The sequence below is a fragment of the Arhodomonas sp. KWT2 genome (genome assembly GCF_041949875.1).
Taxonomy (GTDB): Bacteria; Pseudomonadota; Gammaproteobacteria; order Nitrococcales; family Nitrococcaceae; genus Arhodomonas; species Arhodomonas aquaeolei.
The window spans coordinates 133745-148246 of record NZ_JBHFPQ010000049.1 but is presented as its reverse complement, the minus strand read 5'-3'; the positions used below and the strand labels follow the sequence as shown (position 1 = coordinate 148246).

The window sequence follows — 14502 nt, the reverse complement described above, 5'->3', positions numbered from 1 at the left end:
GTGGAACTCCCAAAGAATCCGTTCAAGGCCGCGCTGACCGGCGAACCCCGCTACGGCTGCTGGGCCGGCTTCGGCACCGCCTACGCCGCCGAGATCCTCGCCACCACCGGCTTCGACTGGCTGCTGATCGACGGCGAACACGCCCCCAACCCGGTGCCGGCGGTGCTCGGCCAGCTCCAGGCCGTGGCGCCCTACCCGAGCGCGCCGGTGGTGCGCACGCTCAACCACGATCCGGCCCTGATCAAGCAGCTGCTCGACGTCGGCGCCCAGACACTGATGGTGCCGATGGTCGACGACGCCGGGCAGGCCGAGGCGCTGGTGCGCGCCATGCGCTTCCCGCCGCAGGGCATCCGCGGCGTGGGCGGCGGACTGACCCGCGCGACCCGCTGGGACGCGGTGCCCGATTACATCCGGACGGCACACCGCGAGCTGTGCCTGATCGTCCAGGTGGAATCACCGCGCGGCATCGACAACGTCGAGGCGATCGCCGCCGTGGACGGGGTCGACGCGGTGTTCGTCGGGCCCGCCGATCTCTCCACCGGGGCCGGACACGTCGGCAACCCCGGCCATCCCGACGTCCAGGCGATGATCCGCCGCGCCCTCGACGCCACCAGGGCGGCCGGCAAGGCCGCAGGCATCCTCGCCCCCGCCGAGACGGACGCCCGGCGCTACGCCGATTGGGGCTTCGACTTCATCGCCGTGGGCATCGACATCAGCCTGCTGCGCCACGCCGCCGTGCAGACGCTGGCCCGCTACCGGCCCGACGACGGCGCCCCCGGAACACCGACATCGGACACGTACTGAGCACAGCGACAACATCAACTGGCACAGGAGGAGAGCCCCATGACCAGCGACATCCCGACCTACCAGAACTACATCGACGGCACCTTCGCCCCCGCCCGCGAGCACATCGAGGTGCGCAACCCCGCCACCGGTGCGGTGCTCTCGCGGGTGCCGGAGTCCGGCGCGGACGACGTCGAGCGCGCGGTGAACGCCGCCCGCGCCGCCCAGAAGCCCTGGGCGCGGCTGCCCGCGGTGGAACGCGCGGTCTACCTGCGCCGGCTCGCCGACGGGATTCGCGGCGAGGCCAAGGCCCTGGCCCGCGTGATCACCGAGGAGCAGGGCAAGGTCTCCGGGCTGGCCGAGGTGGAGGTCAACTTCACCGCCGACTATCTCGACTACATGGCCGAGTGGGCGCGGCGCATCGAGGGCGAGATCGTCGAGAGCGACCGTCCCGGCGAGAACATCTTCCTGTTCCGCAAGCCGCTCGGGGTGGTCGCCGGCGTCCTGCCGTGGAACTTCCCGTTCTTCCTGATCGCACGCAAGATGGCCCCGGCACTGGTCACCGGCAACACCGTGGTGATCAAGCCCAGCGAGGAAACCCCCAACAACTGCTTCGAGTTCACCCGCCTGCTCGACCGGATCGGCCTGCCGGACGGCGTGTTCAACGTGGTCAGCGGCGGCGGTGCCAGCACCGGCAGCGCCCTGACCGCCAGCCCGCGAATCGACATGATCAGCTTCACCGGCAGCGTCGAGACCGGCTCGGCGATCATGCGCGGCGCCGCCGACAACATCACCAAGCTCAATCTGGAACTGGGCGGCAAGGCGCCGGCCATCGTCCTCGACGACGCCGACATCGACCTCGCCGTGAAGGCGGTCCGCGACTCGCGGATCATCAACACCGGCCAGGTGTGCAACTGCGCCGAGCGTGTCTACGTGCAGCGCGGCGTCGCCGACGAGTTCACCGACCGGATCGCCCGGGCCATGGCCGACACCCGCTACGGCGATCCGCTGGCCCGGCCCGAGGTCGAGATGGGGCCGCTGATCAACCAGGAGGGGCTGGACAAGGTCGCCGCCATGGTCGAGCGCGCCGGCCGTGACGGCGCCGAGCTGGTCACCGGCGGGCAGGTCGCCGATCTCGGCGCCGGTTTCCACTACCAGCCCACGGTGCTCAGCGGCTGCCGCGGCGACATGGAGATCATGCGCAAGGAGATCTTCGGCCCGGTGCTGCCGATCCAGGTCGTCGACGACCTCGACGAGGCGATCGCGCTCGCCAACGACTCGGAGTACGGCCTGACCTCCTCGGTCTACACCCGCAGCCTCGCCCGCGCCATGCACGCCTGCCGCGAGATCGACTACGGCGAGACCTACGTCAACCGCGAGAACTTCGAGGCCATGCAGGGCTTCCACGCCGGCACCCGCCAGTCGGGGATCGGCGGCGCCGACGGCAAGCACGGCCTCTACGAGTACACCCGCAGCCACGTGGTCTACCTCGAGACCTGATCCCGCGGCTCGCCCCGGCACCCCCGGCGGCAACGCACGCCGGGGCGCGGGGCGTTGACGGTCATGACAACGGAGGTATGCGCCATGAGCGACATGACCCCTGACGCGGCGGCGCAGGTCGAGCCCAGCGCCGTCGGCGGCGAATACGAGCGCCAGCCCGTGCCCCCGGGGGCACGACTGGGTTTCAAGGACTTCATCGGCATGTACGCCGGCGAGCACACCGCCGGCACCGAGCTGATGATCGGCCCGCTGTTCGTGCTGGCGGGCGTCTCGGCCTTCGACGTGGTGGTCGGCCTGATCGTCGGCAACGCGCTGGCGGTGCTGAGCTGGATGCTGCTCACCGCGCCCATCGGTACCCGCGCACGCCTGACGCTCTACTACCAGCTCGAGAAGATCGCCGGCCGCCACACGGTCATCCTCTACAACCTCGCCAACGGCCTGGCGTTCTGTTTTCTGGCCGGGGCCATGATCACCGTCTCGGCCACCGCCGTGGGGGTATGGTTCGGCTTCCCGCTGCCGACCCTGGGGGACCTGACGCCCAACAGCGTCGGCTGGGTGCTCAGCGTGCTCGGCGTCGGTGTGGTGATCACCCTCGTGGCGGCCTATGGCTACCGCTACGTCTCGCGCTTCGCCAACATCGCCGCGCCCTGGATGGTGCTGATCTTCCTCGGCTTCGGCATCGTCTCGCTGAAGTGGTTCATCGACGCCAGCGCCACGCCGATCGGCTCCGCCGGCGACCTGTGGACGCTGGCCGATACCGCGATCTGGACCGGCGTGCACGTGCCCGGCCAGCCAGACTTCACCATCTGGCACGTGATCTTCTTCGCCTGGTTCACCAACATGGCCATGCACATCGGCATGTCGGACCTGTCGGTGCTGCGCTTCGCGCGCAAGAGCTGGTATGGCATCGCCTCGGCGGCGGGAATGTATGTCGGCCACTTCATGGCCTGGCTGGCGGCCTCGATGCTGTTCGCCTTCCAGATGTACCAGGCCGGGCTGACCTCGAAGAGCGCCGTGGTCAGCGCCGCCGGGGCCGGTAACATCCCCAACCCGCTGCCCGGCCCGCTGGCCGACCAGGCGCTCGGCGTGGCCGGGCTTATCTGCGTGATCATCGCCGGCTGGACCACCGCCAACCCGACCATCTACCGCGCCGGGCTCGCCTTCCAGGCGGTCATCCCCCGGGTCTCCCGGTTCAAGGTGACCGTCGGCACCGGCCTGCTCACCACCTTCGTGGCGATGTTCCCGGCGGTGGCGATGCAGCTGCTGGGCTTCGTGGCCCTCTACGGCCTGCTGCTCATGCCGATCGGCGCGGTGGTCTTCACCGACTACTGGGTACTCCCCCGCCTCGGGCTCCAGCGCTACTACGCCGAGCGGGCCGGCCGCCTGCTGACCATGCCGGCGCTCGCCACCTGGCTGATCACCCTCGCGATCTGCGTGGCCCTGGTGAAGCTCGCCGGGATCGAGATCTTCTTCGTGGCACTGCCGGGCTGGTTCATCGCCGCCGCGCTGTTCATCGCACTGAGCTACGCGACCCAGCGGCGGACGGCCGCCGCCCCCGTCACGACGAAGGAGTAATCGCCATGCGCAGGGTGCTGCAGACGATCTCGCTGCTGATGCTGGTTCTCACGGCAGGGCTGCCCATGCTCTACCTGTTCGACGCGCTCGGCGAGACATCGATGAAATGGTCGCTGCTCGCGGTCACGCTCGTGTGGTTCGCCGTCACCCCCTGCTGGATGGGCCGCGGGGACGACGCCGGCGACTAGCTGTGAAGTCTCAGGAGGTGTCCACGGGGCCCGCGAACGCGGCCCCGGGGGCCCCGGCGCGTTGACGCGTGCGGACCCCGCCCCCGGGCGGGCACCAATGCCAGCGCCGACGGTCACCCGTCCCCGGCGGACGGGTCGCGCTCGATCAGCCCGGGGTCGTCGTTACGCGGCGAGTTCACCCGGGTGCTGACCGGCCACAATCGCAGCTGCTCGCCCGGCACCGGACGCACCGCCGCGCGAATGCGCTCCCGGGCGTTCAGCGCCGGATCCAGCCAGGCCCGCCAGCAGGAAGGGTCCAGGACCACGGGCATCCGTGGGTGGATACGCCGGGCTGCCCCCCGGGCGGGCTCGGTGATGATGGCCATGCCCGGCAATGCCCCGCCGGCGTGACCGCCGGGGACGTGCACCGCCGCGAACATCAGCGGCGCACCCACGTCGAGGTGCCAGGGCTGGCGCACTCCGCCGGGCCCGGCCCGCCATTCGTACCAGCCATCCGCCGGGACCAGACAGCGCGCCTCGCGGAAGGCCCGGGCGAAATAGCGGCTCGACGCCACCGTCTCCGCGCGGGCGTTGATCGGCTGCGGGGCACCCGGGTCGTCCACGTCGTCGGGCCGGAAGCCCCAGCTCGCCATCGTTAGCCGCGGCCCGTCCTCACCGGCCACTGCCACCGGCACGGCGGTTCCGGGCGGGATGTTGTAGCATGCCGGGACCACCGCGTCCGGAGGGGCGATGCCCAGCCACTCGGCGAACGCGGACAGCGGCGTGTGACGTTCGAATCGGCCGCACATGGGTCGCGCAGGATAGCAGACACGGCCCCGCCCGGCGGGGCACGACGACGGGAGGACGCGGGAACATGCGCATCGCGATCATCGGTATCGGCGGGATCGGGGGGTTCTACGCGGCACGGCTGCTGCAGGCCGGCCACGAGGTCATCGCCATCGCCCGCGGGCAGCAGCTGGACGCCCTGCGCGAGCGGGGCCTGACCGTCGAGCACCCCGAGTCCCGGTTCGAGGCCCCGGTGACCGCCATGGATATCGCCGGCCTGCAGGCCGAGGATCCGCACGGCGTCGACGGCGTACTGCTCGCGACCAAGTCCGCGTCGACACCGGCGATCGCCGCCGCGCTGGCCGAGTGGCCCGGGGCCGGCGCTGTGCCCGTCGTCTCGCTGCAGAACGGCGTCGACAACGAACCCGTACTTGCGGATGCCCTGGGCGCCGATCGGGTGATCGGCGGCCTGTCCATCCGCATCGGCACCCACGTCACCGCCCCCGGCGTGATCGAGGCCACCGGCCCCGGGCAGGTCACCGCGGGCATCTGGCCCAACCGGGCCGAAGCACCGGAGGGGCCGGCATCGGCCTTCCTGCCCCGCCTGATGGCGGCCCTGCAGGCGGCGGGCGTGCCGGTACAGGAGACACCGGACATCCGCCGCGAGCTCTGGCGCAAGCTCATCATCAACAACGGCGTGAATCCGATCTCCGCGGTCACCGGCTGGGACAGCCAGCGCCTGACCCACGACGAGCGCATCGCGCCGGTGGTAAAGCGGCTCATGCGCGAGACCGCCACCGCGGCCCGGGCGGACGGCGTCGAGCTCGACGAGACGGACGTGGCGGAGATGTTCGGCATCATCCACGACCTCGACCCCATCAAGACCTCCATGCTCGTGGACCGTGAGCATGGCCGGCCGCTGGAGGTGGACGCCATCTGCGGCCCGGTTATCGAGCGAGCGCGCCGCCTCGGCGGCGATGCCCCGGCCACGGAAATGGTTGCCGCCCTCCTCGACCGGGGCATCTGGTCCACCGACGGCGGCGCCGTCGCCTGAGGCCACGGCGGGACGATGCCGGCCCGTGCAGGCGTACGCACACCACTGCTGACCACCGCGGCGCTGGCGGTGCTCGGCGTGATCCTGCGGGCACTCGCCCTGCTCGTCGCCCTCGCGGGCCTGGACGGCCCCCCGCCGACGATACCCGCCAACCTCCCGGATGTGCTCGGACACAGCGCTACCGCGGTCTTCGCACTCGCTGCCGTCGCCGCGGCATGGAGTGTGGTGTGCGCCGTGGCGGTCCGGTGGCGCTAGTTCCCGGCGGACAGGGACACCGCGAGCACCGCCACGACGGTCCGGAGGATCCAGACGCCGATCGGCAAACCAGCCTCGTGACCGACCCCGGGCGACACCGTCGTGGCTGTCGGTTGCCAGGGGCAGCCAACCTACTCGAACCTTGCCCTGCGCAGCGCTGGCGGAACGCACGCACATCGGGGTTATGGCGCCGGCCGCTCAAGGCAATCGACACAGCCGGCATCGCGGGACGGGATGTTGGCTGCCAGGAGCAGCCAACCTACTCGAGCCTTGCCCTGCGCAGCGCTGGCGGAACGCACGCACATCGGGGTTATGGCGCCGGCCGCTCAAGGCAATCGACACAGCCGGCATCGCGGGACGGGATGTTGGCTGCCAGGAGCAGCCAACCTACGCGGCAGTGCATCCGGCACAGCGATTCCACAAGACCCGCCGTCCCTGGAAGAACCCTCTCCCCCGACCCTTCTCCCGCGAGGGGAGAGGGGTATGACGTGGCGGTAGGTCGGCTGCTCCTGGCAGCCAACATCCCCGCTCAAGGCTGTCCGGCGGCACCCGCCTCTCCAGGGCCTGACTCGAGGCGGCGCGTCTACTAGGCGCTGAGGTAATAGGTTCCCTTTCCGGCGCGCTTGGCGTTGTACATCGCCTGATCCGCCGCTTTGAGCAGCGCCTCGGGATCACCGCCACCAGCGGGACCGACGGCCGCGCCCACGCTCGGGCGTATGGCCACCGAATGCGTGCCGAGCTGGACAGGTTCGTCGAACTGCTCCAGCACGCGGCCGGCAACACCGCGTGCGGTGGCCTCGTCGGCGTCCGCGAGCACCACCACGAACTCGTCACCGCCGACCCGGGCCACGGTGTCGTCCGCGCGCAGGGCCTTGCGGATGCGCGCGACCGCCGCAACCAGCAGCTCATCACCGCAGGCGTGACCATAGGTGTCGTTGATCGCCTTGAAATCGTCGAGGTCGAGCAGCAGCACCGCCGTGCGGCTGCCGGCACGGGCATCACCGGCGCGCAGGGCGGCGAGCCGGTCGTCCAGCAGCGTGCGGTTGGCCGCGCCGGTGAGATCGTCGTAGAGCGCGCTCCGGCGCAGCCCCTCGATGCGGTCCTGGCGTTCAAGGGCGAAGCCGGTAAGGTCGGACAGTTCGTCGAGAAACTCCGCCTCCCATTCCACCGGCAGTCCCGTACGCTCCAGCAGAACCACCAGGCACCCCAGCGCGCCGCCGTCCTGTGCGCGCAGGGGCCAGCACCACACCCCGCGGACACCGCAATGCCGGGCCAGCCGGGCGCATTCACCGCGCCACTCGTCCGCCCCGAGATCCGCGGCCATCACCTGACGGTTGTTCGTGACGGACGTCGCCCATGGGGCGCGGGTGTCATCCGTGGCCAGCGCATCGATGAACGCCTGAGTGCCGTCACTGCCGGCAACCGCACTCTCGACGTCGAGTCCGTCGTTGTGCCGGTGCATCACCAGCACACCGGCACGGGGCCGATGGGTGCGCACCACCTCGCCGACACCGCGCAGGAGCTCGGGCAGCGGCTTCTCCAGCACCACCTGTTTAAGCAGCCTCGCCTGTGCCTGGCGCAGGGCGTGATCCGCGTACTGATGGGTGACGTCGGCGATCACGGACAGACACACCGGGCGGCCACCGTACTCGAACCGCTCGCTGCTCACCGAGGTACGTCGCAACACCCCCTCTGTGGTGAGGATCGGCCATTCCCCGCGCACGCGCAGCCCGTCGTGAATGACACGCCGGAAGCTCTCCGCGACGTCTTCACGGTAATGCACCGGCGTGAGGTCCAGGAACGAGCTACCGGTTAGCGAGGCGGGTTCGCCTCCGAGGAGACGGGCGACATATCCGTTCAGGTCCAGGAAGACCCCGTCCTCATCGAGGAATGCGAACCCCACGCCGACCACGCGCTTCATGACCGGGATCAGATCCGCACTGAGCCCCGAGGCCGGCATGGCGAGCGGCGTTACCGCGGTATTCACGCCGTCACGCACGAGGTCGCCGAGCACACGCAGGCCACAGACGACATGCCCCGGCAAACCCTGCGGCCCGGCCTGGCAGCCGGCCAGGATCAGCGAGATACGTCCCCCCATCGATAGCGGGACACGGGCGGCGAAAGCCAGCCCCATCCCCCTGAGGGCGACAGCGGTCACATCGCCCTCGGGGGCGGCCGCCGCGTCCGCCATGACGACGCCATCGTCGTCCGTCGGCGCGGCCTGGACCACCGCAGCGAGGCGCGGGTAATCCACCGCGCGGAGGTCCCCGCCGGGCCAGGAGCGCCCCCAGCCCAGACACCCGTCGTCACCGCTGCGAATCACCAGGGCCACATCACACCCCGCCAGGCAGGCGCCCAGGGTGGCGATCCGGTCCATATGGCGGTCACCGCCGACCGGTGTGTCACCCGGCCGGTTACCGGGACCAATACTGTCTGTCATCGCCGTCTTCTCTCGCTCCGCCCCGGGAGACCGGAAGGAGCGCGCCGCATCACTTGCGCCGACGCTGATAAAGCCGGGCGTTCCTGCGTGCCACCGGAGCAGCATCTGCCCGGACGGAGATCCTGAACAGATACCGTCACTGCAACATTTAGGACACTCGGGGACACAGTCAAAGCAGTGACGCAACACGACCGTGCGGAAATGCCAAATCGGGCACACATGCCGGCGAGACGCGGCGGGATCGCCATCAAGGCATCCCTGGTTCCACCCGACCGGATTTCAGGTTTCCCCCGATAGGCAGCGGGCATGGTGCCTCCTATTGTGTTTGTTTGGCCGCCAGGGCCAGTACGGCGGCACCTCGCCCGCACCAACGACCAATAGAAACACAAGAGGCACGCCACCGATGCCCGCAGACCCGCGCGCGACGGACGGCCAGGAGGGAACCATGGTCATACTGCATACCGGGGCGCGGGCGCTTGCCCGGCGCTGGCTTGCCTGGTTCCGGGAACACGGCTGCCGCGTGCACGTTCTCGACTCGCGGGTCGATTACCTTGCGGCGCTGCAGGGCGCGAACCATCCGGTATCGGCAGCGTTCGACGACTGGTCGGAACCGGGGGCGACAGCGGGCTTCCTCGGCGTAACCCGCGGCGCCACCGATGCCACGATCTACCTCGGTCGGCGTGACCAGGACCCGCCGCAGCAGCCGGTGGCCGCGCCGGGGGCCACCGGGCCGTGGGGCCTTTTCATGCTCGCCAGCGGCCTGATCGAGGCAGAGGCCGCCCTGGTGGCACCGCCCGTCGTGGCACGTCCGGGGAGCTGAGGTGGCGGTTATACCCGAACGAGGCCAAGGCGAATCGCCGTCTTCACCAGCCCGATCACGTCGCGCACGCCCAGGCGCTGGAGGAGCGCCGCCCGGTGCGTCTCGACCGTCTTCACGCTGACGAACATACGCTCGGCGATCGCCCGGGTACCGTAGCCCTCGCCGATGAGCTGCAGGACCTCCCTCTGCCGATCGGTAAGCCGCGACAGCGGATCGCCCTCCTCCGCCTCGATGCGGTCGAGCTCGGCCTGCACCTCCGCGGCGGACAGTGACTCGCTGAGGTAGCGCTGTCCCCGGTGAACCGCGCGCACCGCCCGTTCGAGCTCCTCCGGGCGCGCGGTCTTGAGCAGGAACCCCCGGGCACCGATCCGTAACGCACGCGCCACGGTGGCGACCTCCTCGTGCATGGAAACCATCAACACGGGTACGGCGGGATACGCGCGGCGCAACCGCCTCAGGACCTCGAGGCCGTTCATGCCGGGCATCTCGACATCCAGGAGGACAACATCGGCGGGAACGTCGTCGAGCAGGCGAAGCAGCGTCCGGCCGTCCCCGACCTCGCCCACTACGCTCACCCCGTCGATCAGCTCGAGCAGGCGGCGCAGCCCGGCACGCACGAGGGCGTGGTCGTCCGCGAGCACCACGTGCACACGGTGCATGTCCGCGGGCAGGCCGGGCACGGCGGTGGGTGGCTGACTCCTGGCATTCATGCGGGTAGCAAGGTCTCTGTGCGATCGCCTGCGTGTGCCGGATTCACGGCGCCGCCTTCCGGTTCCGGATCCGTTTCAGTGTGTAATGTCGTAAGCTGAATGCTGTTTACCGAAACGCCCGGATGTAATCAAGACTGAGAACCACGCCTCATATTGGATAGTTCAGTCATCGGCAACGTTCACCCGGAGTTTAGCGCGGCGGGATGACCTACCCCTTCGGGGCCTCATCGAGGATGGCATTCAGCCGTTCCGCGGTCTCATCGAGCAGGGCGACGATCCGGCGCTGAACGGCCGGGGGCCGGTCGAGGCTGCGGTGGAGGATCGATTTGAGTTCCATGCGCGCCTCCAGCAGGTCCTGGGCAAGGCTGGCGCCTTCCTCGTCGCTATCCGCGATATCCGCCATGGCCTGACGCAGCGCACGGTACTTGCGCCCGGCCCGCTCCAGCCGGGCGACGACGCGCTCGGCGGTCCCGGCGTGTTCCCGCCGATAGTCACGGCCACGGTCGGTGAGGCGGTAGTACTTGCGCCGGCCCTCGCGCTGCTGGGCGACGTAACCGTCGCGGCCGAGGGCGGTGAGCACGGGATAGAGGCTGCCGGGACTGGGGCGGTAGAAGCCCCCGGAGAGGTATTCGATGCGGTCGCCGAGCTCGGTGCCGTAACCGTCGGCGTCCGCCAGCAGGGTGAGGAGCACGAGGCCGAGCTCGTCGCCCGAGAGCTTGCGGGCGGCGGGCATGCCCATGGGAAGGTCCGGCCTCGTGCTCGCTGTCATCGTGCGCCTGCCCGCCGCTGTCGTGTCTCGCCAGTGATACGCGGGCGAGGGTAACACGGCGGCGCCCGCCGCAGCCCGGGGGCGCCGCCGGCGCTCAGAACGACACCGTCACGCCGGCGTTGTAACGACGGCCGTCGAGCACGCGGTTGTAGTCCTCGTAGGCGATCTCCTTGTCCAGCAGGTTGTAGATGCCGCCGAACAGCCGTACACGGTCGCTGACCCGGTAGCTCATGCCCGCGTCCACGAGGGTGTAGCTCGGGTACGCCTCGCTCAGTCCGCCGCGGCCGACGACCTGCTCCGCGGTGCCCTTGTAGCGGGCCTTCGCCCACAGCCGGGCGGCCTCGCTGGCCCGGTAGTTCACGCCCAGGACGGCGCGGTGGCGGGGCTGGTTGTCGAGCGGATGGCCGGCATTGTCACCGGAGTCCTGCTCGCTGTCCGTGAAGGTGTAGCTCATGTTCACCTCCACGCGCTCACCCACGGGGAAGCCCAGGCTGAGCTCCGCGCCCTGGACGTGGGCCTCGCTGACGTTGCGGTACTGCGCGATCATCTCGTAGTCCTCGCCCAGGTAGGTGCAGGACGGATCGCCCTGATCGATGTCGCAGATGGTCGGCTTCTCGATCTTGTTGTCGTAGTCCGTGTAGAACACGGTCACGCCCGCCTCCACGCCGTCGTAGCCCCGCCACAGGGCCGCGAGCTCGTAGGTGATGCTCTCCTCGGGCTCGAGAGCGGAGTTGCCGACGTCGGCACCGTCGCGGCGCGGACCACCGCCGCCCTCGACCCAGTTGGAGTCGCCCTCCTTGAGGTCCGGCGTGCGGTAGGCGGCGCTCACGCCACCCTTCACGGTCAGCCGGGGACTGGCCATGTAGACGCCGTAGAGGCGGGGTACGAGCTCGTTGCCGTAGTTCTCGTCACGCACCCAGCGTGCGCCGGTGGTCAGCGAGAAGCTCTCGCCGAGCATCCACTCGTCCTCGGCGAACAGCGCCATGTCCCAGCGCTCCAGGTTCGAGTGCTCCTGGGCGCGGACCGGGTTCTCCGTCTCCTGCACGCGGTACTGCGCACCCACGGTGAGCAGGTGGCTGGCGAGGGGGAGCACGGTCCGGGTGTTGCCGGTGGTGCGCTCGTAGAGCGATTCCTGGGTCAGGTTCTCCATCTCCGCGTGCTGGACGTAGCTGCTGGTGCGCACGCCGCCGCCCCAGGCGAGGTCGTGGGAGACGCTCTGGTGGCGGCGCACCGTCTCCAGCTCGGAGTCGCTGCCGGTGAGGTCGGCGTGGCCCTCCGTGTCCTGGGTGGCGTAGCCGGCCTCCACGGAGACGTCGTTCGCCTCGTTCGGCGACCACTTCACCCGCGCGGTGGTGTCGTCGCGGTCGTACTCCCGGTAGCCGTTATCGATGTCGTCCTCGTTGCGGCGGAACGTCGAGCCGAAGACCGACACCGCAAGGTGATCGTCGATGATCGGCCCGCTGACGTAGTAGTCGCCCTGCCCCCGGTCGCCGGCGTCCTCGTTCTCCTGGGCCGTGCCCTGCAGGGTGAACGAGCCGCCCCAGCGCGCCGGCGTGTCACGGGTGATCACGTTGATGATGCCGCCGAGACCGCCGGAGCCGTACACCGACGACATCGGCCCGCGGATCACCTCGATGCGCTCGATCGCCGAGATCGGCGGCAGCCAGCCGTACTCCGCACCGGAACCGAAGCCGTTGTAGTAGGCCTGGTCCGAGCCCTGGGGCTGGCCGTCGACCATGATCAGCGTGTATTTCGGGTCCATGCCCCGGATCGAGATCTCCCCCGTGCCGCCCTTGCTGGACGGGCCGTCGTTGACGTAGACCCCGGGCACGCCCTGCAGCGCGTCGGTGATGTCCCGGTAGGAGCGGTCCTCCAGCTCCTCGCGGGTGATCACCGAGACGCTGGCGGGCGCGTTGGCCCGGTCCACCGCGTGCCCCGAGGCGGACGAGGAGGTGACCGTCACCGTCGGCACCTCGCCGCCGGACTGCTGCGCCAGGGCCTCGCCGCCGGCGAGACACGCGGCGGCCATGCACAGCGACATGCCACCGGTGCGGTTTGCTCCGGACACACGGAACCTGTTGATCGCGTTGAACGCCATCACTGAACCCCCTTGATCGATGGTGTTGTTTCTCACGCCCCTGACGGGGCTGGATGGGCGCCGCCCGGGCAGGTCCGGGCGGCGCCCCGCCGGCCTACCCCCGGAACCGGGAGACGCTGAACTGGCCCGGCCCCACGGCGATCAGCCGCGTGGTGAACCGCTCCGGCGAATGGGTGATGAAGTGCCGGAAGTCCCCCGGCTCGCCGTCGAAGTGGTCGAGGTTGTCCGCGACCACCCACGCCCCGGTACGCAGCCGCGGCGTGAGCGCGTCCAGCACCTCGCGGTAGGCGGACTTGTCGCCGTCCAGGAAGACGAAGTCGAGGGGCCCCTCGACGCCGGTCAGGCTCTCCAGGGCGTCCCCCGCGCGGATCTCCGCGTGGCGTGCGAGCCCCGCCTCCTCCAGGCTGGCGAGCGCGTGGGCGCGCTTGTTGTCGTAACGCTCGCTGCCGGTGACGTGGCCCTCGTTGTCCGCCGCGGCGGCGGCGAGGTAGAGCGTGGAGATGCCGAACGAGCTGCCGAATTCGACGATCCGCCGCGCCCCGGCGGCACGGACGAGCATGTAGAGCGTCGCCCCCTGGTCCGGGCCGATCGCGAGATACGCCTCGCTGCGATCGAACGGGGCGTCCGGCCCGGCACGGCGCCGGGCGTCGCGCTGGGCACGCGCCGCGGCGTGTTCCCGGGCCAGCACCCGGGTGACTCTGTCGCTGTCGATGGTGGCGGTCATGGCTGTGAACTCCCGGGCCCTCCGGCCCGCACGGGTGGGTGGATTGCTTGGGGTTACGGCGGACCGTCGCCGGTGGTCACCACCACCGGGCAGTCGCGTTCGGGGTGCGGCAGCACGCACACGGGCTGGCGGTAGACCCGCCGGAGCTGCCCGGCCCGGAGGACGTCCCACGGCGTGCCCTGGGCGGCGACCCGCCCCTGGTCCAGGAGCACCAGGTGGTCGGCGTGGGCGGCGGCCAGGTTGAGGTCGTGCATCACGGCGACCACGCAGTGCCCCGCCGCCGCCCAGTCCGCGGCCAGCGACAGCAGCCGCTCCTGGTGGCGCAGGTCCAACGCCGCCGTGGGCTCGTCGAGCAGCAGTACCGGCGTCGACTGCACCCGCACCCGCGCGAACGTGGTGCGTGCCTGCTCGCCGCCGGAGAGGGTCAGCGCGTTGCGCGCGGCGAGCGGGGCGATCTCCACCTCCGCCATCGCCGTGTGCACGCTCGCCTCGTCCTCCTCCGGCGGCAGGTCGCGCAGGGCGCGGCCCATGCGCACGACGTCGTCGACTCGGTAGGCGAAGCGCAGCACGCTGTCCTGGGGCATCACCGCACGCAGCCCGGCGAGCTCGCGCACCCCGTACTCCGCCAGCGGCCGCCCGGCCAGGCGTACGGCGCCACCGGTGGGCGCGCGGTCCCCCGCCATCAGCCCGAGCAGGGTCGACTTGCCGGCACCGTTGGGCCCGATCAGCGCGGTCAGGCTCCCGCCGGGACACGCCAGCGAGACGTCGCGCAGCAGCTCGCGGTCGTCGATGCGCAGGCTCACGTCCTCGATCTCCAGCAT

14 protein-coding genes are annotated in these 14502 nt (G+C 70.5%); 7 read left to right on the top strand and 7 right to left on the bottom strand.

Translation table 11 applies throughout. The features are described from left to right. The 4 genes from ACEZHJ_RS13055 (at window position 1) to ACEZHJ_RS13040 (ending at window position 4046) form a co-directional block, all read left to right on the top strand. Entirely contained in the window at window positions 1-804 is an 804-nt protein-coding gene (locus ACEZHJ_RS13055; RefSeq protein ID WP_163140994.1) for an HpcH/HpaI aldolase/citrate lyase family protein, read from the top strand. Window positions 805-843: 39 nt separating this feature from the next. Further along, window positions 844-2283, top strand: coding sequence for an aldehyde dehydrogenase (gene aldA, locus ACEZHJ_RS13050; protein WP_163140992.1), 1440 nt, complete (start codon window positions 844-846; stop codon window positions 2281-2283). Between the two features lie 84 nt (window positions 2284-2367). Next, the gene (locus ACEZHJ_RS13045) at window positions 2368-3858 is read left to right on the top strand and encodes a cytosine permease (RefSeq protein ID WP_205599853.1); all 1491 of its coding nucleotides are present in this window, start codon (window positions 2368-2370) and stop codon (window positions 3856-3858) included. Between the two features lie 5 nt (window positions 3859-3863). Continuing rightward, on the top strand, window positions 3864-4046 hold the full coding sequence (locus tag ACEZHJ_RS13040; protein ID WP_163140990.1) for a hypothetical protein: 183 nt from the start codon (window positions 3864-3866) through the stop codon (window positions 4044-4046). Window positions 4047-4159: 113 nt separating this feature from the next. Here ACEZHJ_RS13040 and ACEZHJ_RS13035 read toward each other — a convergent pair whose 3' ends face one another. Continuing rightward, window positions 4160-4834, bottom strand: coding sequence for an SOS response-associated peptidase (locus ACEZHJ_RS13035; RefSeq protein WP_163140988.1), 675 nt, complete (start codon window positions 4832-4834; stop codon window positions 4160-4162). 65 nt (window positions 4835-4899) lie between these two features. Between ACEZHJ_RS13035 and ACEZHJ_RS13030 the strand changes: the two genes are divergently transcribed. After that, window positions 4900-5865, top strand: a complete 966-nt coding sequence (locus tag ACEZHJ_RS13030; protein ID WP_375036600.1) for a ketopantoate reductase family protein — start codon at window positions 4900-4902, stop codon at window positions 5863-5865. 15 nt (window positions 5866-5880) lie between these two features. Next, window positions 5881-6120, top strand: coding sequence for a hypothetical protein (locus ACEZHJ_RS13025; RefSeq protein ID WP_163142773.1), 240 nt, complete (start codon window positions 5881-5883; stop codon window positions 6118-6120). Between the two features lie 586 nt (window positions 6121-6706). On the opposite strand, the gene ACEZHJ_RS13020 is transcribed toward ACEZHJ_RS13025, so the two are convergent. Beyond that, complete coding sequence (locus tag ACEZHJ_RS13020) at window positions 6707-8560, bottom strand: diguanylate cyclase domain-containing protein (RefSeq protein ID WP_375036599.1); 1854 nt, start codon at window positions 8558-8560, stop codon at window positions 6707-6709. Between the two features lie 445 nt (window positions 8561-9005). Between ACEZHJ_RS13020 and ACEZHJ_RS13015 the strand changes: the two genes are divergently transcribed. Next, complete coding sequence (locus tag ACEZHJ_RS13015) at window positions 9006-9380, top strand: hypothetical protein (RefSeq protein WP_259201510.1); 375 nt, start codon at window positions 9006-9008, stop codon at window positions 9378-9380. Between the two features lie 8 nt (window positions 9381-9388). Here ACEZHJ_RS13015 and ACEZHJ_RS13010 read toward each other — a convergent pair whose 3' ends face one another. The 5 genes from ACEZHJ_RS13010 to ACEZHJ_RS12990 all read right to left on the bottom strand — a co-directional run bounded on the left by ACEZHJ_RS13010 (window position 9389) and on the right by ACEZHJ_RS12990 (window position 14502). After that, a complete protein-coding gene (locus ACEZHJ_RS13010; RefSeq protein ID WP_375036598.1) occupies window positions 9389-10090 on the bottom strand; it encodes a response regulator in 702 nt (233 codons plus the stop codon). 208 nt (window positions 10091-10298) lie between these two features. Beyond that, window positions 10299-10859 carry a PadR family transcriptional regulator gene (locus ACEZHJ_RS13005; protein WP_375036597.1) on the bottom strand — a complete coding sequence of 187 codons (561 nt, stop codon included), beginning with the start codon at window positions 10857-10859 and terminating at the stop codon, window positions 10299-10301. A 94-nt stretch (window positions 10860-10953) separates the two neighbouring features. Continuing rightward, a complete protein-coding gene (locus tag ACEZHJ_RS13000; protein WP_375036596.1) occupies window positions 10954-12957 on the bottom strand; it encodes a TonB-dependent receptor domain-containing protein in 2004 nt (667 codons plus the stop codon). A 94-nt stretch (window positions 12958-13051) separates the two neighbouring features. Further along, window positions 13052-13681, bottom strand: coding sequence for an O-methyltransferase (locus tag ACEZHJ_RS12995; protein WP_375036595.1), 630 nt, complete (start codon window positions 13679-13681; stop codon window positions 13052-13054). A 53-nt stretch (window positions 13682-13734) separates the two neighbouring features. Next, entirely contained in the window at window positions 13735-14502 is a 768-nt protein-coding gene (locus ACEZHJ_RS12990) for a heme ABC transporter ATP-binding protein (RefSeq protein ID WP_259201507.1), read from the bottom strand.